General features: G+C 57.4%; 22 protein-coding genes, 1 tRNA gene and 1 pseudogene. 8 read left to right on the forward strand and 16 right to left on the reverse strand.

The genetic code is table 11. The features are described from left to right. Nucleotides 1–163 precede the first annotated feature (163 nt). Nucleotides 164–721 carry a hypothetical protein gene (locus HY282_16575; GenBank protein ID MBI3805366.1) on the forward strand — a complete coding sequence of 186 codons (558 nt, stop codon included), beginning with the start codon at nt 164–166 and terminating at the stop codon, nt 719–721. Nucleotides 722–964: 243 nt separating this feature from the next. On the opposite strand, the gene HY282_16580 is transcribed toward HY282_16575, so the two are convergent. The 14 genes and pseudogenes from HY282_16580 to HY282_16645 form a co-directional block, all read right to left on the reverse strand. Next, nucleotides 965–1,258: a nucleotidyltransferase family protein gene (locus HY282_16580; GenBank protein MBI3805367.1), complete on the reverse strand. Its 294-nt coding sequence runs from the start codon at nt 1,256–1,258 to the stop codon at nt 965–967. A 188-nt stretch (nt 1,259–1,446) separates the two neighbouring features. Beyond that, complete coding sequence (locus HY282_16585; protein MBI3805368.1) at nt 1,447–1,698, reverse strand: DUF433 domain-containing protein; 252 nt, start codon at nt 1,696–1,698, stop codon at nt 1,447–1,449. A gap of 231 nt (nt 1,699–1,929) precedes the next feature. After that, nucleotides 1,930–2,811, reverse strand: a complete 882-nt coding sequence (locus tag HY282_16590; protein MBI3805369.1) for a restriction endonuclease — start codon at nt 2,809–2,811, stop codon at nt 1,930–1,932. Between the two features lie 14 nt (nt 2,812–2,825). Next, nucleotides 2,826–2,899 (reverse strand) — tRNA-Gly (locus tag HY282_16595). 121 nt (nt 2,900–3,020) lie between these two features. Then, a complete protein-coding gene (locus tag HY282_16600) occupies nt 3,021–6,131 on the reverse strand; it encodes a type I restriction endonuclease subunit R (GenBank protein ID MBI3805370.1) in 3,111 nt (1,036 codons plus the stop codon). 4 nt (nt 6,132–6,135) lie between these two features. Then, nucleotides 6,136–6,633, reverse strand: a complete 498-nt coding sequence (locus HY282_16605; protein ID MBI3805371.1) for a DUF4411 family protein — start codon at nt 6,631–6,633, stop codon at nt 6,136–6,138. Further along, entirely contained in the window at nt 6,633–7,805 is a 1,173-nt protein-coding gene (locus HY282_16610; GenBank protein MBI3805372.1) for an ImmA/IrrE family metallo-endopeptidase, read from the reverse strand. Before HY282_16610 ends, HY282_16605 begins: the two co-directional genes overlap by 1 nt. Before the next feature lie 26 nt (nt 7,806–7,831). Beyond that, complete coding sequence (locus HY282_16615; GenBank protein MBI3805373.1) at nt 7,832–8,506, reverse strand: hypothetical protein; 675 nt, start codon at nt 8,504–8,506, stop codon at nt 7,832–7,834. A gap of 71 nt (nt 8,507–8,577) precedes the next feature. After that, nucleotides 8,578–10,677, reverse strand: a complete 2,100-nt coding sequence (locus tag HY282_16620; GenBank protein MBI3805374.1) for an SAM-dependent DNA methyltransferase — start codon at nt 10,675–10,677, stop codon at nt 8,578–8,580. A 164-nt stretch (nt 10,678–10,841) separates the two neighbouring features. Then, a pseudogene (locus HY282_16625) lies at nt 10,842–11,594 on the reverse strand (DUF1016 family protein). A gap of 327 nt (nt 11,595–11,921) precedes the next feature. Continuing rightward, nucleotides 11,922–12,158: a DUF2283 domain-containing protein gene (locus HY282_16630; protein ID MBI3805375.1), complete on the reverse strand. Its 237-nt coding sequence runs from the start codon at nt 12,156–12,158 to the stop codon at nt 11,922–11,924. A gap of 960 nt (nt 12,159–13,118) precedes the next feature. Then, nucleotides 13,119–13,688: a response regulator gene (locus HY282_16635; protein ID MBI3805376.1), complete on the reverse strand. Its 570-nt coding sequence runs from the start codon at nt 13,686–13,688 to the stop codon at nt 13,119–13,121. 161 nt (nt 13,689–13,849) lie between these two features. Beyond that, the gene (locus tag HY282_16640; protein MBI3805377.1) at nt 13,850–14,992 is read right to left on the reverse strand and encodes a hypothetical protein; all 1,143 of its coding nucleotides are present in this window, start codon (nt 14,990–14,992) and stop codon (nt 13,850–13,852) included. A gap of 150 nt (nt 14,993–15,142) precedes the next feature. After that, nucleotides 15,143–16,507, reverse strand: coding sequence for an ankyrin repeat domain-containing protein (locus HY282_16645; GenBank protein ID MBI3805378.1), 1,365 nt, complete (start codon nt 16,505–16,507; stop codon nt 15,143–15,145). 282 nt (nt 16,508–16,789) lie between these two features. Here HY282_16645 and HY282_16650 point away from each other — a divergent pair, with 282 nt between their 5' ends. The 6 genes from HY282_16650 to HY282_16675 all read left to right on the forward strand — a co-directional run bounded on the left by HY282_16650 (nt 16,790) and on the right by HY282_16675 (nt 24,036). After that, nucleotides 16,790–18,022 carry an HDOD domain-containing protein gene (locus tag HY282_16650; GenBank protein ID MBI3805379.1) on the forward strand — a complete coding sequence of 411 codons (1,233 nt, stop codon included), beginning with the start codon at nt 16,790–16,792 and terminating at the stop codon, nt 18,020–18,022. A 170-nt stretch (nt 18,023–18,192) separates the two neighbouring features. Further along, the gene (locus tag HY282_16655) at nt 18,193–18,810 is read left to right on the forward strand and encodes a pyridoxamine 5'-phosphate oxidase family protein (protein MBI3805380.1); all 618 of its coding nucleotides are present in this window, start codon (nt 18,193–18,195) and stop codon (nt 18,808–18,810) included. A 226-nt stretch (nt 18,811–19,036) separates the two neighbouring features. Next, a complete protein-coding gene (locus tag HY282_16660) occupies nt 19,037–21,622 on the forward strand; it encodes a S8 family serine peptidase (protein MBI3805381.1) in 2,586 nt (861 codons plus the stop codon). Beyond that, nucleotides 21,619–22,170 carry a protease complex subunit PrcB family protein gene (locus HY282_16665; protein MBI3805382.1) on the forward strand — a complete coding sequence of 184 codons (552 nt, stop codon included), beginning with the start codon at nt 21,619–21,621 and terminating at the stop codon, nt 22,168–22,170. The genes HY282_16660 and HY282_16665 overlap by 4 nt, the downstream gene beginning before the upstream one ends. 334 nt (nt 22,171–22,504) lie before the next feature. After that, entirely contained in the window at nt 22,505–23,743 is a 1,239-nt protein-coding gene (locus tag HY282_16670) for a DEAD/DEAH box helicase (protein MBI3805383.1), read from the forward strand. A gap of 116 nt (nt 23,744–23,859) precedes the next feature. Beyond that, the gene (locus tag HY282_16675) at nt 23,860–24,036 is read left to right on the forward strand and encodes a hypothetical protein (protein ID MBI3805384.1); all 177 of its coding nucleotides are present in this window, start codon (nt 23,860–23,862) and stop codon (nt 24,034–24,036) included. 175 nt (nt 24,037–24,211) lie between these two features. Here the strand turns inward: HY282_16675 and HY282_16680 are convergent, their stop codons facing one another. Together HY282_16680 and HY282_16685 are read right to left on the reverse strand one after the other, a co-directional pair. Then, a complete protein-coding gene (locus HY282_16680) occupies nt 24,212–24,745 on the reverse strand; it encodes a hypothetical protein (GenBank protein MBI3805385.1) in 534 nt (177 codons plus the stop codon). 97 nt (nt 24,746–24,842) lie between these two features. After that, nucleotides 24,843–25,694: a phosphosulfolactate synthase gene (locus HY282_16685; GenBank protein MBI3805386.1), complete on the reverse strand. Its 852-nt coding sequence runs from the start codon at nt 25,692–25,694 to the stop codon at nt 24,843–24,845. A gap of 149 nt (nt 25,695–25,843) precedes the next feature. On the opposite strand from HY282_16685, the gene nth reads away from it, so the two are divergent. Continuing rightward, entirely contained in the window at nt 25,844–26,485 is a 642-nt protein-coding gene (nth, locus tag HY282_16690) for an endonuclease III (GenBank protein MBI3805387.1), read from the forward strand. Nucleotides 26,486–26,511 lie beyond the last annotated feature (26 nt).

Raw genomic sequence — 26,511 nt, forward strand, 5'->3', positions numbered from 1 at the left:
TATTTGATCTAGCGTATAGGATGTGTTAGAAAGGGAGGTGCCTTCGATCCCGCGGCGGAAACGCGGGGGTCTTAAGACGGCGCGTCTTCCTCATTGATTCTTCCAGATCGACCTGCTTGTTCCAATCGATTCGTAAGCCCACCCTATATAAGGAGCGGCCCCGATGCGTTCTCTGATGATTGTCTTTAGGCGATCTTCCCTTCCCCTTCGATGGGGTTTTCTGGCGGTCGGATTGATCCTTTGCCTCGCCTCTTGGGCGGCGGCGGAGGATATCACTATTTCCGAGAAAGACTTTGGCTGCGTCATCGGCTTGCCGAAGGTCCGAAACACGTTTGTCCGACATGCCGATCCGGCGAAGCAGAAAGAGGCGATGCGGATTCTTCAAGACCGTGTGCCCGACGCGGAGTATCCGGTCGGCACGATTCTGCAGCTGGTTCCGGCCGAAGCGATGGTGAAGCATCCGCACGACAAATTTCCCAACACGAACGGCTGGGAGTTCTTTGCGCTCGATCTCTCCGAGCAGGGGACAAAGATCAGAGACCGGGGCGATCAGGTGAAAAATCTTTCGGTCAACCTTCCCTGCTTGAGCTGTCACGTGCCGGCGAAGAAGTTCGATTTCGTCTGCGAGAAAGGGCATGGGTGCGCCCCGCTTCCCTTCGACGATCAGAAAATCGCGGAGATTCAGAATGCGGATCCGCGCTGCGTCAAGAAAAAAGGGTAGTCTGCGCGGGCCTTCTTAATCAAGGGCCAACACCGGTGATCCAGGTGGGGTTCATTTAAAAGGAACCTGTTTCCTTCTCAGGTGTTTGAGGAAGTGTCTTCCTTTCAAGCGAGGGCATATTCAAGCGAGCGAGGGTTCTCCATCCGTTTCGATGCGTTGAGGATTTCGATGCCGACTGCGTGAACTCCTGCGTTTCCAGAAAACAGGTGAGGATATCGGCCACGTGGTCACGATAATTTCGGGTCACGCCAGCACCGCCTCGGCCAGAACCGTGCGCCCGATTTCCGGCTTCAGCGCCTTCTTTGATACCAGATCCACTTTGCCTCCCAGCCGTTCGCTGAGAAGTTCTTCGAGTTCCAGAAACTTGAACAGTCCGATCGGCGGCTCGAATTCGACCAGCACATCAATATCGCTTTCTCGGTGGGCTTCGTTGCGTACCACGGAACCGAAGATGCCGATGGTCTTCACGTTGTATTCGGCCGCCAGCTTCGGCTTCATCATCCGGAGAATCTGAAGAATCTCGGTTTTTGTCTTCATGATTTTTACCTCTTCTCAAATCTCCCAAAACGATAAGTCAATAAAGATTCTCACAAGTGGTCCTTGCAACGTGAGCGCTACCGGTTAGAGCGCCCGAGATGTCCAGAATCTCTTATGGGGTTCGGCTGATTCGAATTGGCACGAACAATCGTAAAGTCGCAACTTTCATCCGCTAAAAACCGCATACTTTATTTTCGGATCGGTCGTTTCGGTTTTTCTAAGAGGATCGTCTCTTCGTGGGCCACCGTATCGGCCGCATAGCCGACTGCAGCCTGAATATCTTCGCGCGTCAATTTGGGGTAAGCATCTAAAAGGTCCGTCTCGGTGGCGCCCTCGCTCAACTTCCTGAGGATCAGTTCTACAGTAATTCGGGTTCCGCGAATCACCGGTTTCCCCAGCATCACCTTCGGGCTCATCTCGATTCGATTCGTGCTGGCCATCATCGGGCCTCCAAATAATTCGAGTTTCTCGGAATCTTATGTTCTATTTGTAAATCTATCTTTGATATCTGTTTGCAAGTATGCGCTGAATTATAATATGAAGCAATCTCTTAAGTAAGCTGGAAACCGGGTCATTTAGGAACTAGGAATCAAGGAAGAGGTCAATCGTAAAATGGGGCAAGTCTTGTATTTTGAGAATCTATCAAGAGCACTAACCTCCTTCAATTAAGGTTAATCAGAAGGAGAAAAGAAATAAACAGCCCTGAGAGGGAGTAAGCGCCTTTGAACTTTTGGGATCTTCTCATAATGTTCAACCCAAAGGTCGAATAATCGTTTAAGGTCCACAAGCATAATACGTCTCTTCTCCTGCCCTCGCGCAGTTGACTCTGCGTCGCTTGTGAAACCGCCCATCGAGACAAAGATACCTGCATCACCATCTCCAAGCGTAGCTAAGAAGGCCCGAACCCCATCACCCGTCACTTTATCTGACCGCCGCTTCACTTGAACTTTGATACGAGCACCTTGAATGCCCAACGGATCGTTATAAGCGATAATGTCGATTCCTTTATCTGGGCCCGGTGGGGCAACCCAAGAAACGTGATAGCCCATGCCTCGAAGGAGAGCTGCCACAAGATTCTGAAAATCTTGTGGGCTTATTCTAGAAAGATGCTCTTGAATTTCGACCCAAGCACTCTCCTCCGCCTCTTCTAAGGTTGTCGTCGCACCGGCAGATTCGCTCTCGACTTCCGGCTCTTCTTCTGGTTGGCTCCTCCTCCATTGGCGATATAACCGCTCTGCCTCCCCAGCAAGGGTTTCAGGATCTCTAAACTTTTCGTATGCTTTTTTTCCTTCTTCTGTAATAGTCCATTGACCTTTATCCTTTACGAGCCAGCCCGCCTTTACGGAAGAAATCGTTGTAAATCGAACCCCTTTTTCGAAGCGGCGGACGTTCGGCTGCTTGGGAAACGTACTCTTTTCAAACGTAGTCAGATTAATTTTTCGGCTGAGCATGTCCAGGACGATCATTGCAGGAAGCCCATCAGGATTCACCATCAAAATTTCGAAAATGTTTTGGATGTACTCTCCTCGCCGACGCCGAGTTAATTCAGCCATTGAAAACTCCTTTGTACAAGAGATCGAACTCCTCCCAATGCGGCCTAAAGCTTGGGAAGCTCCTACGCTACCACTGCGCTACTCCCGCGTTGGACCTAAGATTACAACCGGCTGACTATCTCATCGGTGCTAGGTCTCGCGAGTGGGTTTGATCTGCTCTGGTTTTTCTTACGAACAAAAGCAGACTTGTATCCGTTTTCTATTCTGAATTAAATTCCAGTGGGCGTATCCGAATCTACCCGTTTACCTCCACGAACCGCTTCAAAAATTTCCTTCGCAAGAATTTGAAATGCAGAACCTTGGAACTCGTGGTCCGCCATATAGCGCGTGACGATCTTATCGTTCTCGACCATGCGCTCGATCATGAAGTCTTCAATCAACTTCCGAATACCGAGCTCGAACTTGTCGAGTGGATTAGCAAGGGCGGTCTGGATCACGTGCTCGTCTTTACAGGCTTTCTCCTTAATCTGCTGAAAGAAAAGTCGATCCTCCTCGGTGAACTGCGTGCCGAAGCGTTCGTTCAAAACCTGAATGATCTCGGATAGCGGCGCTTTCTCGTCCTTTGCCTTGCCGGTTCCCACTTCCGTTGGACTTTTCACATACTGCGCGTCCCCTTCCTTCAATTCGATCGCTCCGGAGAAAACACGTTCAAGCCGATAATATTGCAGACCTACTTCCTCACCCACTCTCACGATTTGCTCGTCACGATTCAACGGCAGATGTGGAAGTAGGAACTTTCCATAGCTGTATAGCATCTCCAGTTCGGGATCGGTATACGGAATGATCTGGCTCAAGAAAGCGTATACCTTTACATACCCGCCCAGCTTCTCTCGGAATTCTCTCCGCTTCTCTTCGTCAGTAATCGCTTTGAAGCGGTCCACTGCAGGTTGAAGGTGGCGCTGCATCCGGGCATGATCGGAGGGCGTCTGGCGCTCGGCGGGCTTATAGAAGATTTGCGCAAAGGCTTCGACCTCGCTCCAGTGATAGACCTGAGCCTGATCGAGTTCGTGCTTCAGCGTCTCCAGCTTGGATGGATCGGATGGCTCCTGAAGACCGGTCTTATCATAATACGGTTTAAACGCTCGATAAATATTCTCCGCATCATTGACGAAATCGAGAACGAACGGAACGTCCTTTCCCGGAATCATCCGGTTCAAGCGAGAGAGCGTCTGCACCGCCTGAACACCGTCGAGCCGCTTATCAACATACATCGTGTGGAGCAGTGGCTGGTCAAAGCCGGTTTGATATTTATTTGCGACCAATAAGATCTGATAGTCAGGAGAATCGAAGCGTTCGGGAAGTTGTGATTCACTGATCGGTTTACCCGTCACCAGGTCTATATTCATCCCAGGCTCGGTGTATTCTTGCTCCGTGTCCGGATCTTTGACGGTTCCGCTGAAGGCGACAAGTGGACGGATATCAGTGTACCCATGCTCCGCAATGTATTGATCGAAAGCGAGTTTGTACCGCACAGCGTGCAGCCGCGAAGAGGTGACCACCATTGCCTTGGCACGCCCACCGAGCCGGTGCTTTACGCTCCAGCGAAAATGCTCCACCATCACTTCGGTCTTCTGCTCAATACTGTAAGGATGAATGCTCATGAATTTAGCAAGCGCCCGCACTGTTTTTTTCTTCGGGAGCTTTGGGTCCTCTTCGGCTGCTTTCAGCAATCGATAATACGTTTTGTACGTTGTATAGTTTGTCAGGACATCGAGGATGAAGCCTTCTTCAATCGCTTGCCGCATACTGTAGATATGAAACGCTTCCGGTTTGCCGCTCGCGCCGACGCGGCCGAACAGCTCGATCGTTTTCCCCTTCGGCGTTGCAGTGAAGGCAAAGAAACTAAGATTCTGTTGAGGTCCGCGGGACTGCATCACCTGGTTTAGCCGGTCTCCCCAATCCGCTTCCTCCTCATCGCTTTCTGTCGCAGCGCCGAGAATTGCCTTCAGCTCCCGCGCTGTCTCGCCGGTCTGGCTCGAATGGGCTTCATCTACAATCACCGCGTATTTTCTTGCTGCGATCGCCGCTTCCCACGCCTTGGCTTGCTGCTTCTCTTCTTCCGTCGCCTTCTCTCGACTCTCCGCGCCCGCGACATGGAGCAGGCCACGCAGGACGAAGGGGAACTTTTGCAATGTGGTGATCACAATCTTGGTTCCATCGACCAGGGCCGCCGCTAGCTGTTTCGAATCTTCATCAATCGCCTTCACGACCCCTTGGGCATGCTCGATCTGATAAATCGCGTCTTGAAGCTGCTGGTCCAGTATGCGGCGATCGGTGATCACGATGACGCAGTCGAATACTTTCTGGTCTTGCTGATTGTGAAGGCTCGCCAGCCGGTGCGACAGCCACGAAATGCTGTTCGTCTTCCCGCTCCCCGCGGAGTGTTGGATCAGATAGTATTGGCCGGGTCCCTCTTGCCGCGTCTCCGACACAACTTTCCGAACGGCGTCAAGCTGGTGATAACGGGGAAAGATCAGTGTCTCGCGGGTGATCCGCCGCTTGCCTCCTTGACCGTCATCCACTTTCTCTTCTTTCTTTTCGAGAAACATGAAGTGGCCGAGGATATCGAGGAAGCTGTCGAACGGCAAGACTTCCTCCCAGAAGTAACCTGTTCGATAGCCGGAAGGGTGCTGCGGGTTGCCGGCACCGCACTGGACTTCACCGGGATGGCTGCCTCTGTTAAAGGGCAAGAAGTGAGTCGCTTCCCCTCGCAGGCAGGTCGTCATATGAACTTCGTCGGGGTCGGCGGCGAAATGAACCAACGCCCTCGACTTGAACTGGAACAGCGGCGCGCGGGGGTCGCGATCTTCTCGATACTGCTTGACCGCATGGCGCCAGTTCTGGCCGGTGCCGGGATTCTTCAACTCGCAGGTGGCCGCAGGCAGACCGTTCACCGCAAAGAGCAGATCGATTGTGTCATTTTTCCCGGGATGGCAGGGCACCTGCCGGGTCACCGTCAGGCGGTTCTTTTCGAAGAGCGCCAACGTTTCATAGTTCAATCCGTGGGCGGGTTTGAAGTAGGCGAGGCGGAAGGTCTTTCCGTAGAACTTGAACCCGTGGCGTAGAATATGGAGCGTTCCTTTAAGGTCGAGTTCTTTGACGAGGGTTGAGATAAGAATCGGCTCCAGCCCTTCGCCGTGCAGGCCTTTCATTTCGGCCCAGAGCTTCGGCTGGGTCTCTTGAAGGAAGGCGAACACCTGCGCCGGGAAGAGCGCCCGCTCCCCGTCCCATTCTATTTTCGCTCCGGCTGTCCAACCGGCGCGGACCAGGAGGGTTTCTCCCACATAGGCTTCAAAGGCCCGTTCGGTGGTTTGCGACATGCCGTCACGCCCCTTTTGCGCCGAGGACAAATCGCGCCCGTTCTCTACGCAGCATTTCATAAGGTGTCATGCACTTGATACTCAAGCCGATACAGACGTTCGGGATTTTGACCTTACGCACGGTTTCCGCGGCGACTTCATGCGTGACCACGGTATGTTCGTGCGCGAGCGCTTGGGCGACAAGATAGTAGTCGGCGAGCTGTAAGAATGCATTGACCGCGGCGGCGCTGTATCCTTGGCCGGTGACCCAGGTGCTCACCCTGTTCAGAGCGGGCAACATCTCCGCGTCGGGCGGCCTGAAAAAACCGGCCCCGCGCGCGGTCGTCCATTTCGCAAGGCCATCGTTCCCGGCGAGGAGCTCGTCGCCCACGCGCTCGATGCTGAAGACATTTCCCGCCGCATTTTCGGCGGCCAGCCAATCCCAAAACGCAGGGCAGAAGTCGAATCCGTAGTGCAGATTTTTTGCTTGGATAAAGATGTTGGCGTCAAGGAGGTATCCCATCAGATGCGGAACCTCAGGCTTCGGCCCAACTCGTGGAAGGTTTCGATCTTCGAGATTCCGAGCAGGCGGAACGCGTCACGATAGAGGGTTTGGCCTTCCAGCGTGCTCTCGACCAGGGCACGCGCGAAACGTTTGCTGACACGCGCCGCCTGCGTGAGGTAGAAGTCTCCGCCGCTTCCCGCCGGCCGCGCAAGCAGCCGCTCCAACTCTGCGGCATATGCCTGATGAAATTCCGCTCGCGAGAACCCTCCCGCGTCGAAGATCCGGCGGATGATGACGAGCGTGCTGACCTTGAAACGCCGCGCGAGCCGGCTGATTTCCAGCGCCGGATCTTCGTCCGCTCGAAACTCATCCCGCATCATTTGCAACGGCACCAGCAATTCCGCAGCGACCTGATTGCTCCATCTTTCCACAGCGTACCCGGCGGCTGGCACGTTTCGCGGACTATCTATCACCTCCGCGGGATCGGAATTCGAGAGGGCGGACTCCCCAAGCCATAGGTGGGCCAGCTCATGGGCGAGGGTGAACATCTGCCCCGCCTTGGTGTCCCCGCCATTGATAAACACCAACGGCGCCAGAGCATCGGCCATTGCAAATCCGCGAAACTCGTTCGGATCGAGCCGTCGGGTGTTGTTATTCAGCACAACGCCGCTGCACATGACCAGCGCGCCCAATGCGTCCGCCTGCGCGATGAAGTGACGCAGCGCTTCGGTCCACGTTGGGCAATCGCGGCGCGCGTCGAGATCGAACCGGAGCGCCTGCCGCATCTGCTCGGCCGTCTCTTCCACCGGGCTGTCGAGACGAACGGAGCCGACGAACCGGCGTGGCTCGATGCCGGCGAATCCTGCATACTCGCGATACCACGCCTGCCGCTGCTGGCAGAGATAGATCATCTCCAGGAGGTTGGGGCTGGGCCGCGCAATTGATTCATTATTGATGGTGCGGAAATCGGGGATCGGGATTTCCTCAACGGGAGGTTCGGGGAGAAACAAGAACCCAATCGGCGTGTAAGTCGCCTTGGCAAACTTCTCCAACTGTTTGAGGGTCGGCTTAGCCTCTTCGACTTCCCAGAGATCAAGCTTGGGGAACCGGCCCATCAGCTCATCGAGGCTGAACCCCGCGCGCTCGCGCGCCCAGCGGAGCAATTCCGGTTTGACATCCACTCGCATCATGTCTGTACTCTAGCGATCGCGCCGACTTACGTCAAGGCGCTGCTTGCCGAAGCGGCCTTTCGGACATCGATCTTTCCCGTCACGGCGGCCGTGATCAGGGCGGTACGGTATTCCTGTAGGAGTTTGAGCAGAGAAGCAAATAGCCCATCTGTCTCGTCATTCATTACCTTGCGTTTCATCCCGGCAAGTCCATCTAGTTTGGCCATCTGTCTATCCAGAAACTCCGAGATCGCTTGCTGTTCCTTAATAGGAGGAATTGGTATCCACGCATCACCAATTGCGCTCTTCGGCAGACCATAGCGCGTCACACCACTTGCTGAGATCTGGAACTGTTGGTTGATAGCGCAAGACTGGAAAGCACGCAGTAAATAACGACCCAAGAGTATTGTCGCATGTGGTCGCACAATGGCAAGATGATAGCCACATACCAGGTCGGGGGCAGACTCCTCTACAAGTGCGGGGACTGCGATATCGTTCCACTCCTCTGAATCCTTCGTGATGACGACATCCCCAACACGAAGCCCAAACCGGCGAATTTCCTCCGGGGTCGCAGTCGTCTCCATAAGACCCATGTTAGGGCGAATGAATTCGTTATAGTAGACATCAGTGTAATTACAGAGTTGAACAGGTAGTTCATCCTCCGACGGCACTTTGTCCACACTACTAACCCAGTAGTTGGCAGATGTCTTGAGCCTCTTCACCTCCCAATGCTAAGGCACGTTGCCTAGCCATTCAATTCCACTCGATTTGTATTTTGGGTAGGTCGCGTGTCTCATTTCGTCACATCCTTGAGTAAGTCCAGGATCTCATCTTCCAATGTCTTAATCTCCGACTCGATCTGTCCCAATGGCCGCGGCGGTTCATATCGGTAGAAGTGACGGTTGAGCGGAATCTCATAGCCAACTTTGGTCTTGCTGTGATCGATCCAGGCATCCGGGACATGCGGCAGCACCTCGCGCTTGAAGTACGCCTCGATGTTCTCCTTCAGGGGCACGCTTTCGGTATCTCGCAGTTCGGGATCTGGCTCCGGTTTGCCGTCACGGCCGCGGCAGATCTCGGCGGTTTCGTCCCGCTCACTAAGAGCGCTCAGCACCGCCTTCAGTTCCGGGGAGGCGAGGCGCACATTCTGTTCTCGTTCCATCTCATGGAGTTCGGTCAGGAAGGCGTTGCGATCTTTGTAAAGCTTCTGGCCATTGGCCTTACCAAACGCGCGGAGTAGCGCGAGGATTGTTTCTTGCCGGTCCTTCCCGGCCGCGATCTCCTGGAGCCTGATCTTTTCATTCTTCTTATTGCTGGCGGCGAGATTCTTGAACCCGCCCTCCTCCGCGATCCGCGCGATCCGTTCCTCCGTGGTCTGGAAGTTGAGCCGCAATGGACGCTCGACGGTGATTTTGTGGAACCCGAAATCAGCATTGTCGAAGATTTTGCTCACGACAAGCGTCTTCTGGAGCCCGTCAATGATGAACGCGCGGGTCTCGCCGTCGCGGAAATTTCCGAAGACCCGGGTAATCTCGCCGATCTGGTCGGGTTCGCCCTCCTCTTTGTCGCCGATCTTGTTGCGCTTGTTGCCGAGGCTTTTCCGCATCTTCACATAGAATTGGCGCGCGTCGATAAGCTGAATTTTCCCCTTGCGTTCTTTTTCTTTCCGATTCGTGAGCACCCAGATATAAGTGGAGATGCCGGTATTGTAGAAAAGCTGGTCGGGCAGCGCGACCACGGCCTCCAGCCAGTTATTCTCAATGATCCATTGGCGAATGTTGCTCTCGCCGCTTCCCGCATCGCCGGTAAAGAGCGGAGAGCCGTTAAAGACAATCCCGATTCGGCTGCCGCCTTCTTTGAGCGTCCGCATCTTGGAAAGCATATGCTGAAGGAACAGAAGCGAGCCGTCATTGATCCGGGGCAGCCCCGCGCCGAAACGGCCTTCGTAGCCGAGGGTGCGGTGCTCGTTTTCGATAAATTGCGCCTGCTGTTTCCACTCAACGCCGAAGGGAGGATTCGCCAGCATGTAGTCAAAGGTGCGCTTCTTCCCCTCCTTGTCTCGATCAAAACCATCTTTGGCAAAGCTGTCACCAAGGACGATGTTGTCGGCGTCTTCCCCTTTGATCAGCATGTCCGACTTGCAGACAGCCCAGGCTTCGTCGTTCCAATCCTGGCCGAAAAGGTGCGGGTTGGCCTCCGAGTTGAGATCTCGGATATATTTCTCGGCCACGGAGAGCATACCGCCCGTTCCACAGGCAGGATCGAAGATGGTCTTCACCACGTGACTGCGGCGAAGATCTTTCTCCGGTGAGAGAAGCAGGTTGACCATCAGCTTGATCACCTCGCGCGGGGTGAAGTGCTCCCCCGCTTCCTCGTTCGCCTGTTCCGCGCCGATCCGGATGAGTTCTTCAAAGACATAGCCCATCTGAACGTTGTCCACTCGCTCAGGGGAAAGATCGACTCTCGCGAACGCCTTGATCACTTCATAGAGCAGATTCTTTTCAGCCATGCGGGCAATCTGCTGATCGAACGCAAAGCGATCCATGATATCGCGAACGTTTTTGGAAAACTTATTGATATAGCTATTGAGATTAGGGGCAAGCTGATTGAAGTCGTCAAGAAGTGTGGAGAAATCGAGCTTGGATAAATTATAGAACGGGCGGCCTGTCGTCTTCTGAAGCAGGCTTCGGACGACGTTCTCCGGTTTTGTTTTGATCGCGGCGTGCTTCTTCAGCACCTCTGCCTTCGTCGGAGCAAGCAGACAATCGAAGCGGCGGAGGACAGTGAGCGGCAGAATAACCTTGCGGTACTCGTTCCGTTTGTAAGGACCACGGAGCAGGTTGCAAATGCTCCAAATAAAATTGGCAAGCTGGGAATGGGTCTCAGGGCTCATTGATGACTCCTAACAATACGACTGAATAAAAATGATGGAGCCCGCTCCTGGTATTTCTCTGGGGGATGAAACGAATGGCTTACTATATCAAATCGGAGAAAAAGATCAACCGGAAATGTACGGAGGCAATCGGTCAATTAGGAATGACGAATGAGCAATCGGAGTCAGGATCCATCCGTCAACTCACTCCGTAACGCATTGGAAAGTTGTTTCGGGCTCGGCAGCTTTCCTTTGAACTCGGCGGGGAGCCGCGGCTGAAGTTGATACTCCGCAACACCGATCGGGTTGGTCTTGGTTTTCAGGGCAAACTCCACTTCCAAATTGTCCTTCTCCGCGCAAAGGATGATCCCGATGGAGGGACGGTCGTCGGAGGCGCGCTCTTTTTCGTTGAGCAGGTTCAGATAAAAATCCATTTTGCCGGCATACTCCGGCTCAAACGGGCCCACCTTCAACTCCACCGCCACCAGCGCCTTGAGAAAGCGGTGATAAAAAAGAAGGTCGAGGAAATACTCCTTCTTCCCAAGCGTCAGGCGATGCTGGCGGCCGACAAAGCAGAATCCATAACCCAACTCCAGGATGAAATCCCGCAGTCGGTCGATCAATCGATCTTCCAGTTCCCGCTCTTTCACCACCCGGCCGAGGCCGAGGAATTCGAGATTATAGCTGCTCTTCAGCGCCTCCTCCGCCTGCTCGGCCAACTGCTCCGGCAGGGCGGCGGGGAAGTTGTGCGCCTTCCCCTCTTTGAGAGACCGCTCATACGCCCCGGCCTTGATTTGATTCAGCAAGACGTTGCGGCTCCAGCCGAACCGCGCCGTGGCGCGGAGGTAGTAAAAGCGGACAGCGGGTTTTTGGATCTTGTTGAGAATCAAAAGGTGGTGCCCCCATGGAATTTCTTCAACAGCCTTCCGTATCAATTCTACCCCTTGCCGCTCATCCATTTTGGCAACAAGTTGTTGCCGAGACTCCGATCCCGGCGAAGGGGTGGATAATCCGGCAACAGCCTGTTGCCAAATTGAAGGAGAGGAATAGGCTTCGTAAAGATCTTGGGGTCAAGTCTTGAATTTTGAGATTCAAGAATATAGTGCCCGGCTCCTGGTATTTCTCTGGGGGATGAAACGAATGGCCTAATATAGATAATCGGAAGGAAAAGTTCAAGAAAACAGATCGGCTTCAGGGTAATCCTAGACAAACAGAGTCAAAGTCTGCTGTCCCACTGACTCCCATTTCTGGCACAGCCTGTGCCGTCATTTCTTGGCCCGTTTGCTCGCGTGCAAAACGGTAAAACCGATGACCTCATCGCCTTCATACCGGACGATCACATCGTCGTCCGTCATTTCGCTGTCAGTGGCGTAGCTCGGCTTCTTGTAATTCACATACAGTGTGTCCGCCTCGGCGTCGTACGTCAGCCAGACCGCGTGCTGTGGCGCCCGGTTGACGGCCGGAATCAGTTTCAAATATTCCTGAAAATCGGTTATGGCCATACCTGTCTCCTCTTTGCAAGCGACCGGACTCTTCGAGTCAGGAACGCGGTAATGATAAAACCGTCATTCGACCCTTCCCGATAGACAACGACAAGATGCTTGCTCTCTTCTAGTTCTCGGACGGCGATCAGGATACGCTCCGGCTGCAACACGGTCGCCACTACCTCCGAGCGTGATCCGGCCAGCTCACAATGCTCTTCCGTGATATGAGCCCATCGTTCATCAGTGAGTCGAATGGCGACACCGTTCTTGGAAGTCACCCGATCAATCATCGCACCCTGCCGGCTCTTTTCCTTATTTTTGGATTAATCTCAATTCGATCTATGACCTAGACATAGGTCTACTTTAACTTATTACATGGACTTGAGTACTAAGCTAAAAATATTGTCCAAATTTGTTTTAGGTTAATATTGTCAGCACCTTCAGTCTTATACTAAAGCACAGTTTGACACTATATACAGTTAGTACTTGCTAACACTTGCTAACACCACTTAGCACTCACTAACACTATGGACACTCTCTAGCAGGTGTTAGACTCACTAAGCACAGTTTGACTCACTATATGCAGTTAGTACTGCTAACACTTGCTAACACTGCTTAGCACGTCTTAATTAAATGCAAATTGCGGCTTACACCGAAGGTAAACCTTGAGCCACTATAATAGACTCTACAAAAATTTTCAATGAACTAACTTCTGATTGGGATGGACAACTTTTTTGGACTGGGTAGTTTTTCAGAGGTAATCGTTTAATTAAGAATTGAAGTATGGGTAGGGAGAATCAGATCGTCAACCAGTGGGGAGCTTCACCCCATCACGCCGTCGCGCTTTCGTCTTCATCAGAAATGCAGAATGCGCTATTTCCTCACCTTCGCACACGAGGATCAGAAGTAGAGCGTTTAAGAAAAGAACCTTTTCAAGAAAGAAGAAGAAACGAAGGTAGAGATAATCGGTGCAGTGGGTTAAGCCGTCGCGCGCTGTTTATTGAGCAGATGGGTGACCAGCTGGTCGACCCGCTCCACCAGACCGTCCATGCCGGACGACGTTCCTTTGTTGACGTAGCTGGCGGGGGCAAAGACGCCGAGCTGTTTTTTTAAAGTGTCGTCGCACTTTCGCGCGGAGAAGAAGAGAATCGGCGACCGGGGGACCTGGTACTTCCCTTCGAGCGCCCGCATCATCCGGGCGGCGGCGATCCCATCCATCACCGGCATCTCCAGATCGAGGATCACCAGGTCGACCGGCTGATGGTCGGCGAGCCGCGCATTGAAGAGGCCGATAAACTCCTGTCCATTGCCGGCGGTGATCACGGTGTCGGCGAGCCCCTTGTTCACCAACATCCCCTTCAGCAGGTCGTTGACGAACGCCACATCGTCGACGGTGAGGATGCACTTGGCCGCCGAGGCGGGAAGCGGCTTCGCCCCCAAAATAAATCCGCAGTAGATGCAGGTGAGCTCCTCGTTGCCGTCGCGGGTGATCCGATTCCACGGAACATTCTCACCGCAGCAGATACAGAACTTCGTCTCCTCCGCCATACAACCTCCGGCTCCTGATATTTCTTTGGGGGATGAAGGTAACTATAACAAATCGGAAGAAAAGAGCAAGGTCGGTCAATCCTACAATGCGGAAGGCGGAAGGAGGAAAAATCAATCGGCGTCCTTCTGATTTGAACGGGGAGGAGGGTGGGATGAGAACCTTAGCGCCCTCTCAACGACCGGCGAGAGGCACCCGCGGGGGCCAGCGAAGAAGGTGTGTGCGGAGTGGCCTGCGACAGCGGCGGCGCCATCGGCGAGATCGCGGGGCCGGAAGGGGGGGCGAGCGGCGTGACGCCGAAGGACGACCGGGGCTGCACGGTCGGCCGGCCGGCGGAGAAAGGCCGAGCAGAGGGGGCGCCATGAAGGCGGCGGCCAGGGTGATCGAGAACGAACGGCTGCGGCGGAAGCGGCACCGGGCGGCGTTCATAGAACGGGGGGAGGCCGAACCGACGGTCGTTCATAAAACGGTCTTGGATAAAGCGGTCTTGGCGGAGGTGGTCGGTGAAGCGGTGCTCAATAAAATGATCGTGGAATCCAAACCGGCGGCCGTGGAAGTGGACAGGCTGGTTGAAGACGAAAAATCCGTTCCATGACACCCCGTTCCAGAAGAACCCCTGATCGACCGGCACCCAGAGATAAGAGGAGAAGTACGGCTCCGGCGGCGGGGCGATCAAGATCAACGGCGGCGCATCGAGCACCGGCGAGGTCGAAGGGACGTTGGTAAGCGCCGGATCGGATCGGATCGGGATTGCGACGCCCAGGAGCGCGGCGGTGGTATCGAAGGCGAGCAGCGCCTCCTCCGGCTGAACGGAGAGGGCGCCGCGCTGCGCCGCCGAAACGGCCAAGAGCCGAAGCCGCGAGACGAGCTCCGGGGTGATCGGCGCCTCCAGGCTCCATCGTCCCAACGCCGGCGTGATCCGGCGCTGCGTGAGCAGGTCGGCCGCCTCCTCCGGCGAGAGGGAATCGCCCAACCCGAGCTCCGCCGCAAGCTGAACGGCAAAGGTCCCCTGCATCACGCGCGTCTCCTCCGGCGCCGCCGCCGGGGTGGGCGATTCGGGAAGCGGCGCGGTCGGCGCGGGCGGGGGGGCCGGGGTTTTCGGCGCGGCGGGCGAGGGGGGCTCTTTCAACACATCGGGGCGGACGCCGGGGGGAACGTTGCCGCGGTCATTGGTGGCGTTGAGGACCCCCTCTCCATCCTTCCAGGAGTAGAGCTCCGCCGGCGCCGGGCTGATAAGCGCGGCGAGGAGGAGCAGGGAGAGGAACGGCTTAAAAAGCGTTTTCGGCGTAAGTCCAGTCTTCTTCATATCTTCATTATAGGACGTTGGAGGGTGAGATTCAACGTGGCGGGACCGGTTCCGGGACGAGTTCAAAGTAGGATGGTCGCAATAAAGATAAGAACATTTGGAACGGGGAATCGGAGCGTTCACCGATCCAACGACAGGGCTCGGCGCCGCTTATCGGCCCGCGCCGGCCGCTTCGTCTGAATCGGTTCTATCCGTCTCAGCCGGCGGGGCCGGATTTTGAACCCGCTCCACGTTTAATTTTTCTTCCGACGGGGCCGCCTCCTTCTCAGCCTTCGCCAGAACTTGGGCCACCTCGGCATGACCCCGCTCTTTGGCGTAAACGGCCGCCGTTTTTCCCATCTCGTCTTGGGCATCGACCTCGGCGCCCCCCCGAATCAAGAGGTTCACCGCCTCCCCGTTTCCGGAGAGGGCCGCCTGCATCAGCGCCGTCCGCCCCTCCTTCCCCCGCGCCTGAACGTCGGCGCCGTTCTTGAGGAGAAGGGCGATGAGCGCCGGCTCCCCGTACCCGGCGGCCAGCAGAAGCGGGGTGTCGTCGGTGAGGGTCTTCGCATTGAGGTTGGCTCCCCGCGCGATCAGCAGCGCCACGACGGGGATCTTTTTCGCGGCGGTCGCTTGCAGCAGGGAGGTCTCGCCGTCGAAGGTGCCGGCATTCGGATCGACCCCGGCGTCGAGCAGCGTTGAGACGATGTCGGCATACCCGGCCCGCGCCGCCCCCCGCAGCGCCGCCCCGTCGGCCCGGGCGCCCCGCGCCAACAAGGTTTTGACGATGTCGAGGTGTCCCCCTTCGGCGGCGGCCCCCAGGACCGTCTGATGGAGATCGGCCGTGGCGTTGGGATTCGCCCCTCGGTCGAGGAGGAGCTGAACGGCCTCCGCCCGGCCCCGGAGGGCGGCGCCGCCGAGGGGGGTGGCCCCTCTTGCCGTCTTCGCATCGACATCGACCCCCGCCTCGAGCAAGAGGCGGATCACCTCGAGATGGCCCCGTTCCGCCGCCGCGGCGAGCGCGCCGGCCTTCTCGTCATAGGTGACATCGTCGAGCTTTTCGAGGAGCAGCTTCAGCGTCTCGGCATAGCCGTTCGCCGCCGCGCCGACCACCGAGGTCATCCGCGTTTTATCTTTTTCACACGTCCGCCCCCCCGCCTTCAGGAGCGCGTGGGCCGCCTCGGTCCGGCCGTTGGAAGCGGCCCAGAGCAACGCCGACTGCGCCCGGCCCCCGGCCCCGCAGAGATCGGCGCCGCGCTGAAGCAGCTGTTCGATCACGGCGACCTGGCCATTTCCGGCGGCCCAAATCAACGCCGGCCGGCCGCTCTTGTCTTGCACGTTCGGGCTCATCCCCGCCTCTAAAAATAAACTCACCCGATCGGCATCCCCCCGCCGGATCTGCTCGATGAACCCCTCCGGGGAAAAGGAGACATGAAGCGCTTCGAGACGCTCGCGAATCGACGCCGGCTCCTGAGCGCGGGCGGCCCAAGGAAAAGAGAGGAGAAAGATCGATACCCAGAGCCACTTCATCGTCATCGGACCTCCAAATAGAAATTCCGAAACCGCTCCCGGCAGTATACTTTTTACCGCTGAAGGAAGCAATCCTCTCCGCGGTCGTCCTCAACAGAAACCCGATCGAAAAACGCCGGCGCACAGCGGGCGTCCGGTCGGTCAGCGGACGATCTCCCCGGACGATCTCCCCCCCTCGCGGACGGCCTTCAATCCCGTCCGAGGGGCAAATGAAAAATCAGGACCCTCCTTTCCTTGACCGATCGGCATCGGCATGGTATCCATGCAGGGAATGACCGGAGGAGGACGATGGAGATTTACCTGGTGCGGCATCCGATTTTCAACCGGATGGAAGAGGTCGTCGGATATGAGGTGCTGTTTCGGGATGGGCTCGACGGGATGGTCGGCGCGCTCAGCCCCGATCAGGCGGCGTCGAAGGTGGCCGATGCCCTCTACCAGCTGGGGATCGACGCGGTCAGCGGCGGGAAAAAAGCGTTCGTCCCGCTGACCCGCAATCTCCTGCTGCAGGAGGCGGCGACCGTTTTGCCGAGCAGCCAGGTCGGCGTGGAGCTGTTGGAAGAGATGGACGCCGACCCGACGGTCCTGACCGCCTGCCGGAATCTGAAAGAGGCCGGAATCCCCCTCGTCCTCGGCGAATATGCCCTGGCGCCGCAGCGCGCGGCATTGCTGGAGCTCGCCGACATCGTGAAGATCGACGGCGCCGCCGTGTCGAAAGCAGACGGCGACTTCCGAGGGCGTCTGCCGGGGGCGACCCAGCTCCTCGCCTCGAAGCTGGAGAGCCGGACCGATTTCGAATCGGCGATGACCGCCGGCGGACACCTTTTCCAAGGGAGCTTTTTCAGCAAGCCGGTTTTGATGAAGGGGAAAGAGATCCCCGGCTTCAAGCTCAACTACCTCCGGATCTTGGAAGAGATCCAACGCCCCGAGCTCGACTTTGACCGGCTGGAGAAAATTCTCAAGGTCGAGATGTCCCTCTCCTACAAGCTCCTCTGCTACATCAATTCGGCCTTCTTCGGCTGGCAGGTGGAGATCCAGTCGATTAAACATGCCCTGGTGATGCTCGGGGAGGAATCCTTTCGACGGTGGGCGTCGTTCATCGCGCTCGCCGGGCTGGCGGGCGACCGGCCGCCGGAGCTGGTCTTTCAGGCGACCCTGCGCGGCCGATTCCTGGAGCTGCTGGCCGAGCCGTGCAAGCTGGGCCACCGCGCCGACGATCTTTTTTTGATGGGGATGCTCTCCCTCATAGACGGATTGGTCGGCAAGCCGATGGCGGAAATTTTGGACGGCATGCCGATCACCCAGGACATCAAGAACGCCCTTCTCGGAAAAGGGGGCCGGATGGACGACCTCTACCGCCTGAGCCTCGCCTACCTGGAGGCGAATTGGAACGCATTCGACACCCTCGCCCAGCAGATGGGAATCGATCCGAAAGCGATTCCGGAATGTTACACCGCCGCGCTCGCCTGGGCCAATGAGCACTTCCAAAACATCCCGGCCGAAGGAGCTGCGCAGAAGAAATAGACCCGGGCAAATCTGAACGAGGGTTCTCCTCATCCGTTTTCTTCTGAGCGTAAAAATCCGAACGCGCTCCCCATTAGAAAATCAGCCGAAAAGAAGATCACTCCGACCTTGACGCCGGCCCAGCCGCTTTGCTATCGTGGCCCTCAATCGAGGAGCGAGGAGGGAAAGCGATGTCCGATATCTATCGTGAGGGGCACCGGAAGCTGCAGGATCAGTTCGACACCCGCCGGCTGGCCGACCGGCTCGATGAGACGATCGTCCGGGATGGCTTCGATGAAGAAGATGTCGAATTTATTCGAAGCCTCGACATGTTCTTCCTGGCAACGGTCGACGATCGCGGAAATCCGACCTGCTCTTACAAAGCGGGAGCACCGGGATTTGTCCGGGTGGTCGATTCCCGCACCCTGGCCTTTCCGAACTATGACGGCAATGGGATGTATTTATCGATGGGGAATATTCAGGCGACCGGCCGGGTCGGGATGCTCTTCATCGACTTCGAAAACCAATCCCGGATGCGGGTCCAGGGGGAGGCGACGATCGATCCGAACGATCCGCTCCTGTCCGACTATCCCGAAGCGCAGTTCATCGTCCGGGTCCACGCCCGCGAGGTTTTTCCGAACTGCCCCCGCTACATCCATCAGATGACCCGCGTGAAGCGCTCCGACTTCGTCCCGAAAACCGGCTGCGAAACGCCGGTCCCTGCCTGGAAAACAAGAGAATGGGTCGGCGACGCCCTCCCCGCAGAAGATCCGGCGCGGGACCCTTCGCGCAAAACGCTGGAACGCTGACGCCCGCTTACCTGCGGGCGGAGGCAAAGGATCGCAACGCTATTTAAAGGAGCCGTCCACTCCCCCTGGCTTCTTTGACCGGGACCATTCCACATGCAAATACGACCTGTTCCGAATAAAAAGAACCTCCGAGACCTCATCCGCATTGACTCTTTTCGGAGAGTTCACGTAAACTGAATACGAAATGATCTGCGGTATTCTCCGGTCGGACATCAGGAAAAATAACATGCAACGGAAGGTATCCCTCCAGGGGAGTCGGGTTTCTCTTTCTTGGTTCATCCCCCTCTTCATCGGATCCCTGCTCCTCACCGCCTGCGGCGGCGGAGGGGGGGGCGGGAAGAGCAGCGGAGCACCGGCGGCGGCGATGGGAACCGCTTCGGGCAAGTTGAGCATCCCGCCGAACAATACGGTCGAGGTCGAGCCGAACGACAGCATCGCGCAGCCCCAGCCGATTTCCAGCCCGATCGCCGTTGCGGGAAGCGCCTCCATCAGCGATCCGGGCGCCACCCTCCCGACCAGCGACGGGGAGGTCCGCCTCCCCGACATCTTCAAGCTCACTGCGGCCGGTCCGGTCCGGATCACTCTCAGCATCGCGGCGAACGATCTCGACAAAAATGATTTGGACCTCGTTTTGATGGACACCACCGGCAAAGTGGTCGATTCGTCGGCCGGATTGACCGAAACCGAGTTGATTGAAACGACCGCCGGCGGCGATTTTCTCGTCGGGGTCGTCGCCTTCGCCGGAACCAGCGCCTATGTCCTCAACGTCGCGCCGATCGGCAGCTTGTCGACCGCCGGAGAGGCGGTTCCGCCCGGGGCCGACTTTGTTCCGGGAGAGGTGCTGGTGAAGCTGAAGCAGACGGGACCCGGGGCGAAGGAGAAAAGCGCATCGCTCGCCGCCCGGCACCGGCTGGTGCAAAAGCAATCACTCCCGCAGGGGGTCGAACGGATGCAGGCGACCCTCCCCTCCCTTTTGCTAAAGAACGGAACCGCGGTCCGATTGAAAATAAAAACGGCGAAGAGCGCGGCGAATGAATTAAAAGCGCTCACCCTGGCGACGATTCAGCACCTTCAAGCGGACCCGGAGGTCGCCTATGCCGAGGCAAACTTCCTCCGAAGGCCCTCCGCCGTGCCGGTCCCGAACGACACCCACTATCCGCTCCAATGGGATTTCGCCCTGATGAACCTTTCACAGGCATGGGAGGTGACGACCGGAAGCGACGACATCATCGTGGCGGTCATCGATACCGGGGTGCTGCACCATCCCGATCTGGAGTCGCGGCTGATCGCCGGATATGATTTCATCAGCGACCCGGCGACGGCGGGCGACGGGAACGGCCTCGATGCCGACCCGACCGATGTCGGCGACGATCCGAAGCACCAGAGCAGCAGCTTTCACGGCACCCACGTCGCCGGCACCATCGGCGCGGTGACCAACAATGGGATCGGCGTGGCGGGGATCACCTGGCAGACGAAGATCATGCCGCTGCGTGTCTTGGGCGACGGCGGCGGAAGCGACGCCGATATCGCCCAGGCGATCTATTATGCCGCCGGCCTCTCGAACAGCTCCGGGACCCTTCCCCCGGCGCCGGCCCGGATCATCAACATGAGCCTCGGCGGTTCCGGCTTCAGCCAGACGATGCAAGATGCAATCACCGCGGCGCGAAACGCGAATGTGATCGTCGTCGCCGCGGCGGGAAATGAGAACAGCAGCGCCCCCAGTTCCCCCGCCAGTCTCGAAGGGGTGATTTCGGTCTCGGCGGTCGATATTAATTCGAAAAAAGCCCCCTATTCCAACTACGGCCGGACGGTCGACGTCGCCGCCCCCGGCGGAAACACCGCCGTCGACCTCAACGGAGATGGATTCCCCGACGGGATCTTAAGCACGCTCGGCGACGACAGCGGCCAGTTCTTCTATCGCTTCTACCAGGGGACCTCGATGGCGGCCCCCCATGTGGCGGGGGTGCTGGCGTTGATGCTGGCGGTGAATCCGAAACTCACCCCGGTCGATATCGATCAGCTCCTCGCCGGCACCCACCCGTCGACGACGCAGCGGATCACGCGGGACCTGGGGCTTCCCGGCCGGGATGATTTTTACGGACATGGACTGATCGATGCCGCCCTGGCGGTGCAGGCGGCCAAGGCGGTTCCCGGCGGGGGAACGCAAACCATCCCGACCGGCTCGATTCTGACCGTCTCGACCCCGGTGCTCGATTTCAGCAATTACATCAGCACCCTCCAGATCGACATTAAAAATGCCGGCATCGGGACGCTCCAGGTGACCGGGGTCTCGGCCGACGCCCCCTGGCTGACCGTCACGCCGGCCTCCGGGACCACGCCGCTGACGATCAGCGCCACCGTCGATCGGACCTCACTGCCGTCGGGAAGTCAGACGGCGACGATCACGATCACCTCGGACGCCTCGCAAGGGAGCCGGACGGCGACGGTCGAGGTCCGGATGTCGGTCGGCGGGGCGACCGAGGGGAACGTCGGGACGGTTTTTGTCCTCGTCATCAACAAGGAGACGCTGGAGACGGTCGACGAAGCGCAGACGACCGCCGACCAGCATTATGCTTATACCACCCCTCAGACACCGGCCGGCACCTATCTGATCGCCGCCGGGACCGATCGAGACGGCGACGGCGTGATTTGCGACAACGAAGATGCCTGCGGCTTCTTCCCGGACGATGTCACCGTGAAACCGGGGGAAGATCTTCCGAATATCAACTTTTCGGTCGGAGAGCTCGCCTCTCCCCAATCGGTCCGATCGGCGGCCGGCCTTCAAGGCAAGAAACTGAGGCGGCTCCATTGAGTTTTTTTTCTGTGAAGAAGACGACCGCGAGCGCCTTCCGGAGCACCGCCCGGCCGCTTTGGATTGTTTGGACGATCTTACTCGCTCTGGCCGCCTGTGCGGCCTCTAAAATGGACTATGCCACGATCGATCAAGGGATCACTTCGGGAAAGCGCGCTTCGTCCCCCTCCGTCGAGGTGATCGGCGACCGGGCCGCTTTTGAGCGGCTCGTCACGGAGATCCACTCCGATCGGCTCCCCCCGGCGCCCCTCCCCGACATCGATTTTCAACAATGGTGGGCCGTTTTTATCTCTCTTGGGGAGAAACCTTCAGCGGGATATCGGTTAAAGATCGCGGAGGTGACCCGCGCCAAAGAGACGGTGCGGGTGAAAATAGAGACGGCGGCCCCCTCCCCGGGCGACCTTCAGGCGGCGGTGATGACCGCGCCGTTTGCCCTGATCAAAATAAAAAAGGAGCCGGCGGTCAAAAAAGTGGCGTTGATCGATGCCGACAACAACGTCATCGGGGAATACGCCGTCCCCGTCGAGACGCCGGGACCGAACGACTGACCCACCGCATCCATTGCAATGTAATCTCCCTCACCCTTCTGTTTTTTCTTGCTTATCCGGCCTTGTCTGTGATACCTTTACGTCAGTTTCATGAACCACGAGGCGGAATCCGCTTAGTTTGATCCCTCCTCAGAAGCGGGTTCATCCACTCCCATCGATGGACTCTTACACTTCACACGGTTCTTAAAACCCGAGCAGAAATGGGCCACCGCGGCGCCATGCTTCTACCCTTCTATCTAATAGCTAAATTTAGATAGCTGCGGAGAGCGCCCCGTTGGGATTTTGCTTGCCACGCGGGGACCGCGGTCCCTCACTTGTTAAATTAGGAGATTGAATGTCATTCGAAAGTCTGGGGCTTGCCCCCGAAATTATTCGCGCCGTTAAATCACGCGGCTATGAAACCCCTACACCGATTCAGGCTCAAGCGATTCCGGCGATCATGACCGGGAGAGACCTCACCGGTTGCGCCCAGACCGGCACCGGCAAGACCGCCGGATTCACCCTGCCGATTTTGCATCGCCTTCGCGAAGGAAAATCGCCGTCGCTTCGGGCGCTGGTGTTGGTGCCGACCCGAGAGCTGGCGGCCCAGGTCGACGACAGCATCCGCACCTACGGCCGGTTCCTTCGGTTGAAAACCGAGGTGGTCTTCGGCGGCGTCGGCATCCGTCCGCAGAAAGATTCGCTTCGCCGCGGGGTCGATATCCTTGTCGCCACACCGGGACGGCTCCAAGACCATATGCGCCAAGGAACGGTCAACTTTAAAAATCTGGAAGTGCTCGTTCTCGACGAGGCCGACCGGATGCTCGACATGGGATTTCTCCCTGCGATTCAGGCGATCCTCAAGCACCTTCCGAAAGACCGGCAGACCCTCTTCTTCTCGGCCACCCTTTCGGGAGAGGTGAAGAAGCTCGCCGATCAAATCCTAACCGATCCCCACGAGATTGAAGTGGCGCGACAGGGAACGCCGGCGGAAGGGGTTCGCCAGGTGGTCTATCCGGTCGATTCCTCCAGAAAGCGCGACCTGCTGGTCCACCTGATGGATCAGGAGAAGATGAGCCAGGTGCTCGTCTTCACCCGGACGAAACACCGTGCGAACGACCTTGCCACCCATCTGATGAAAAAGGGAAAGAGCGTCGCCGCCCTTCACAGCGATAAGAGCCAGGGAGCGCGGACCCAGGCGCTGGAGCAGTTCCGGCGGGGGAAGATCCAGGTGCTCGTGGCGACCAACATCGCCGCGCGCGGGCTGGATGTCAAAGGGATCACGCACGTGGTGAACTATGAAATGCCGGAGGCGCCGGAGGATTATGTCCACCGGATCGGGCGAACCGCCCGCGCCAAGGGAACGGGGGACGCGATCTCGCTGATGGCCCCCACAGAGCGGGGAAGCCTTCGCGACATCGAGCGGCTGATCGGCTCCCGCATTCCGCAGGTGCTCGTCGCCGGGTTCGAAGTGAAAGAGCCGGCGGCCGGTGCCGCCAAACCGAAGTCGGATAAAAAGCCGTTCCAGGCACGTCGCAAAAAAGAGGGCGGCTGGAAAGAGACCGATTTCAAAAAGCGCCCGAAACGGTGGTAGGATCCTCCGGATCGGGGGATGAAAATCGTATTGACTTCATCCCCCGATCCGGATAAAATCTGGGCTTTTTGAACGCCTAGATCGACGATGCACAATAACGAAACCAGGAGAAAGAAATGGCAGTTTTGATCAGAAAGTATAAATTACCCTCGGGCCAGCTGAAGGAAGATCGGATCACCGAACAGGATCGGATCGACCGGTACCTCGGGATGTTCGACCGGAATGACCTCAAGCAGATTCAGGCCGGACAGAAAGTCATGATCGAAAAAGACGAGTGGCAGCTTCTCCCCTAACGCCCTCCCCTCTCACTCATCCTCATTCTCACATGACGCTCCGGCATCGACGAAGAAAATGCGCTCTGAGACAGACACGGCAACCGGAAGCGGGCGAAGGGTTTAAGAGAAAGCGCAACGGCCGAGGCAGACGCCCCGGCCGTTTTTATTTAAAACCAGAGACGCTCGCATCCCTTTATCGATGCCTGAGCCTGGCCTGCCTGAGCGTTGCTTGATGGACCATGCAGAAATCGGCGCTCTTTCGGTCGATTTCATCCAGAGAACTCGAGAGATGCATAACACACTTCGGATTCTCGCAAGGGTCGAATGGATAGGTCCGTCCCAGCGCATGCACCCCCTCTTTGAGCAGCCGCGTCCGAAAAAGTGAATCGTCTTCCGGGGCGCGCTCCACCCCGGGATGAAGCGGCGCGAGGGAGACGATGGCGACGCGATCGACCCGATCGACCTCCGCCAGCACCGGATCCGACTCAGGATTGTAGAGGGGCGCGTCGACGATCCCCAACCGCCGCTCCTCTTCCCCCCGTCCCGCTTCCAACACCCGAAGAAAAATCGAAGAGCGAAACTCATTCCGATTCCGATCATACGCCCCCTCCGGAATCGTCAAAGAATCGCCAATCCAGACCTCCCCGCCAAACCGAAGGGCAATCTCTTCCCTTAGAAAATCGAGCAGCCCTTTCGGAACCGCATCAAATGGGAGAAGGGAGATCACAATACACCTCCTAAAGAGATGGAATTGAGGGTCTAATCAAAGAGACGACGTGTCGCTGACGCACTCTGTTACCTACTCTGAAACCTCGCCATCCGCCTCACGCCGCCTTATAAGTAACCACCCGCCCCCAAAGACTCTTCGTCCCCCAAATCCCCGACCGGAGCGACTCCAGCTGAACGATTTGACTGTGATCGACGAAAAGGTTCACCTCCGGCCCATAATTTTTGATATACCAGGCAAACACCTCCGGATCAGCCGCTTCAAACATCGGCTTCTCCAGCCCCAGGCCGCGAACAATCTTGGCGACGACATCGATCCGCCAGGTCGGCACATTCTCGGTGATCCCCTCCGACTCGATCATAATCATGTAAGCCCCCGCATCGATGAACCGCTTCGCCTGCAGGATCGCCCACTCCGGATCGCGCGTCCCCTCCGCCTGCAGCTCCGCGGAAGCGGTTGCCCCGCCGGCGCCGAACTGAATCCCGACCTCCGGCTTCGCCTTCATCCCCGCTTTTTGGACTTTCTCGACCAACCGGAGAAGATCATCGGTCGGGAGGGTGATGAAGCCGGCCGAGATCTCGATGATGTCGAATCCGAGCGCTTTGCACTCGCGGATGTAGTTCTCCACCGCCTGCGGGCCTTGGGTCAATATATGCTCGATAAACCCGCCGGTGGAGACGAGCACATCATAGGAGTGGCAGAGGTCGAGCAGCTCTTTGACGGCGCGCCGCGGCATCAGAGAGAAGGAGCCACCGGCAAACTTGAGGGCATCGACGTAGGCGCTCATCGTTTCCAGAACGTCTTGGAGATACCGCTTTCCCATCGGCGTGTAATACGGCCCCCGGATCTCGGTGACGCCGCGCGGGCGGGGCTTGCTCGGGCGGTCGTTCAACCGCAAAAACGAAAAGGCCCGTTCATCTTCTTTTTTTTGTTGTTGTGGTTCAGCCATACTGCCTCCTTCAGATCATTCCCAATGAAATTCCCTTTTTTTATTCTGCCACAGACGAAGCGGGCGCCACAATCGCCCGGAAGAAGGGGGCGCCGGGCCGATTTATTTTGTGATGGAGAAATTCAGCCGAGATGCGTAGAATAGGCGGGATGAAAAAGCGCCCCGACCAAAAAGCCGAGCGGCGGCAGCGGGCCGAGGAGATCATCGCCGAGCTCAAGACGCTCTTTCCGCAAGCGAAGATCGTTTTGAACTTTTCCAACCATTGGGAGCTGTTCGTCTCGGTGGTCCTCTCGGCGCAATGCACCGACAAGATGGTGAACCAGGTCACCGCGACCCTCTTTAAGAAATATAAGACGCTCGACGACTATGTGAATGCCGATCCGGAGCTGTTTGAACAAGATATCCGGCAGACCGGCTTCTATCGGAATAAAGCCAAGAGCGTCTTGGGGGCGGCGCGCCTGCTCAAGGAGCGGTTCGGCGGGACCCTCCCCCGAACGATGGAGGAGATGCGGACCCTTCCCGGCGCCGGACGAAAAACGGCCAATGTCGTCTTGGGCAATGCCTACAACATCGTCGAGGGGATCGCGGTCGACACCCATGTGAAGCGGCTCACCCGGCGCTGGAAGCTGACGCGGGAGAGCGACCCGGAGAAGATTGAGCGGGATTTGATGGAGCTGATCCCGAAAGAGGAGTGGTTTCGGTTTACCTATTTGGTCATCGAGTATGGACGGAAGTACTGCACCGCCCGGCCCCATCCCCACGAGGCCTGTCCGCTGAGCCGGTTTGGATAAGGGGGATGCGCGGCGCGCGGTTGGAG

The sequence above is a fragment of the Candidatus Manganitrophaceae bacterium genome, assembly GCA_016200325.1.
GTDB lineage: Bacteria > Nitrospirota > Nitrospiria > SBBL01 > Manganitrophaceae > Manganitrophus.

What these genes read in the sequence shown, in the direction of transcription:
- HY282_16575 (MBI3805366.1), top strand. Translation starts at nt 164, where the DNA reads ATGCGTTCTCTGATGATTGTCTTTAGGCGATCTTCCCTTCCCCTTCGA.
- HY282_16580 (MBI3805367.1), bottom strand. Translation starts at nt 1,258, where the DNA reads ATGAAGACAAAAACCGAGATTCTTCAGATTCTCCGGATGATGAAGCCG.
- HY282_16585 (MBI3805368.1), bottom strand. Translation starts at nt 1,698, where the DNA reads ATGGCCAGCACGAATCGAATCGAGATGAGCCCGAAGGTGATGCTGGGG.
- HY282_16590 (MBI3805369.1), bottom strand. Translation starts at nt 2,811, where the DNA reads ATGGCTGAATTAACTCGGCGTCGGCGAGGAGAGTACATCCAAAACATT.
- HY282_16600 (MBI3805370.1), bottom strand. Translation starts at nt 6,131, where the DNA reads ATGTCGCAAACCACCGAACGGGCCTTTGAAGCCTATGTGGGAGAAACC.
- HY282_16605 (MBI3805371.1), bottom strand. Translation starts at nt 6,633, where the DNA reads ATGGGATACCTCCTTGACGCCAACATCTTTATCCAAGCAAAAAATCTG.
- HY282_16610 (MBI3805372.1), bottom strand. Translation starts at nt 7,805, where the DNA reads ATGATGCGAGTGGATGTCAAACCGGAATTGCTCCGCTGGGCGCGCGAG.
- HY282_16620 (MBI3805374.1), bottom strand. Translation starts at nt 10,677, where the DNA reads ATGAGCCCTGAGACCCATTCCCAGCTTGCCAATTTTATTTGGAGCATT.
- HY282_16630 (MBI3805375.1), bottom strand. Translation starts at nt 12,158, where the DNA reads ATGGCCATAACCGATTTTCAGGAATATTTGAAACTGATTCCGGCCGTC.
- HY282_16635 (MBI3805376.1), bottom strand. Translation starts at nt 13,688, where the DNA reads ATGGCGGAGGAGACGAAGTTCTGTATCTGCTGCGGTGAGAATGTTCCG.
- HY282_16640 (MBI3805377.1), bottom strand. Translation starts at nt 14,992, where the DNA reads ATGAAGAAGACTGGACTTACGCCGAAAACGCTTTTTAAGCCGTTCCTC.
- HY282_16645 (MBI3805378.1), bottom strand. Translation starts at nt 16,507, where the DNA reads ATGACGATGAAGTGGCTCTGGGTATCGATCTTTCTCCTCTCTTTTCCT.
- HY282_16650 (MBI3805379.1), top strand. Translation starts at nt 16,790, where the DNA reads ATGGAGATTTACCTGGTGCGGCATCCGATTTTCAACCGGATGGAAGAG.
- HY282_16655 (MBI3805380.1), top strand. Translation starts at nt 18,193, where the DNA reads ATGTCCGATATCTATCGTGAGGGGCACCGGAAGCTGCAGGATCAGTTC.
- HY282_16660 (MBI3805381.1), top strand. Translation starts at nt 19,037, where the DNA reads ATGCAACGGAAGGTATCCCTCCAGGGGAGTCGGGTTTCTCTTTCTTGG.
- HY282_16670 (MBI3805383.1), top strand. Translation starts at nt 22,505, where the DNA reads ATGTCATTCGAAAGTCTGGGGCTTGCCCCCGAAATTATTCGCGCCGTT.
- HY282_16675 (MBI3805384.1), top strand. Translation starts at nt 23,860, where the DNA reads ATGGCAGTTTTGATCAGAAAGTATAAATTACCCTCGGGCCAGCTGAAG.
- HY282_16685 (MBI3805386.1), bottom strand. Translation starts at nt 25,694, where the DNA reads ATGGCTGAACCACAACAACAAAAAAAAGAAGATGAACGGGCCTTTTCG.
- nth (MBI3805387.1), top strand. Translation starts at nt 25,844, where the DNA reads ATGAAAAAGCGCCCCGACCAAAAAGCCGAGCGGCGGCAGCGGGCCGAG.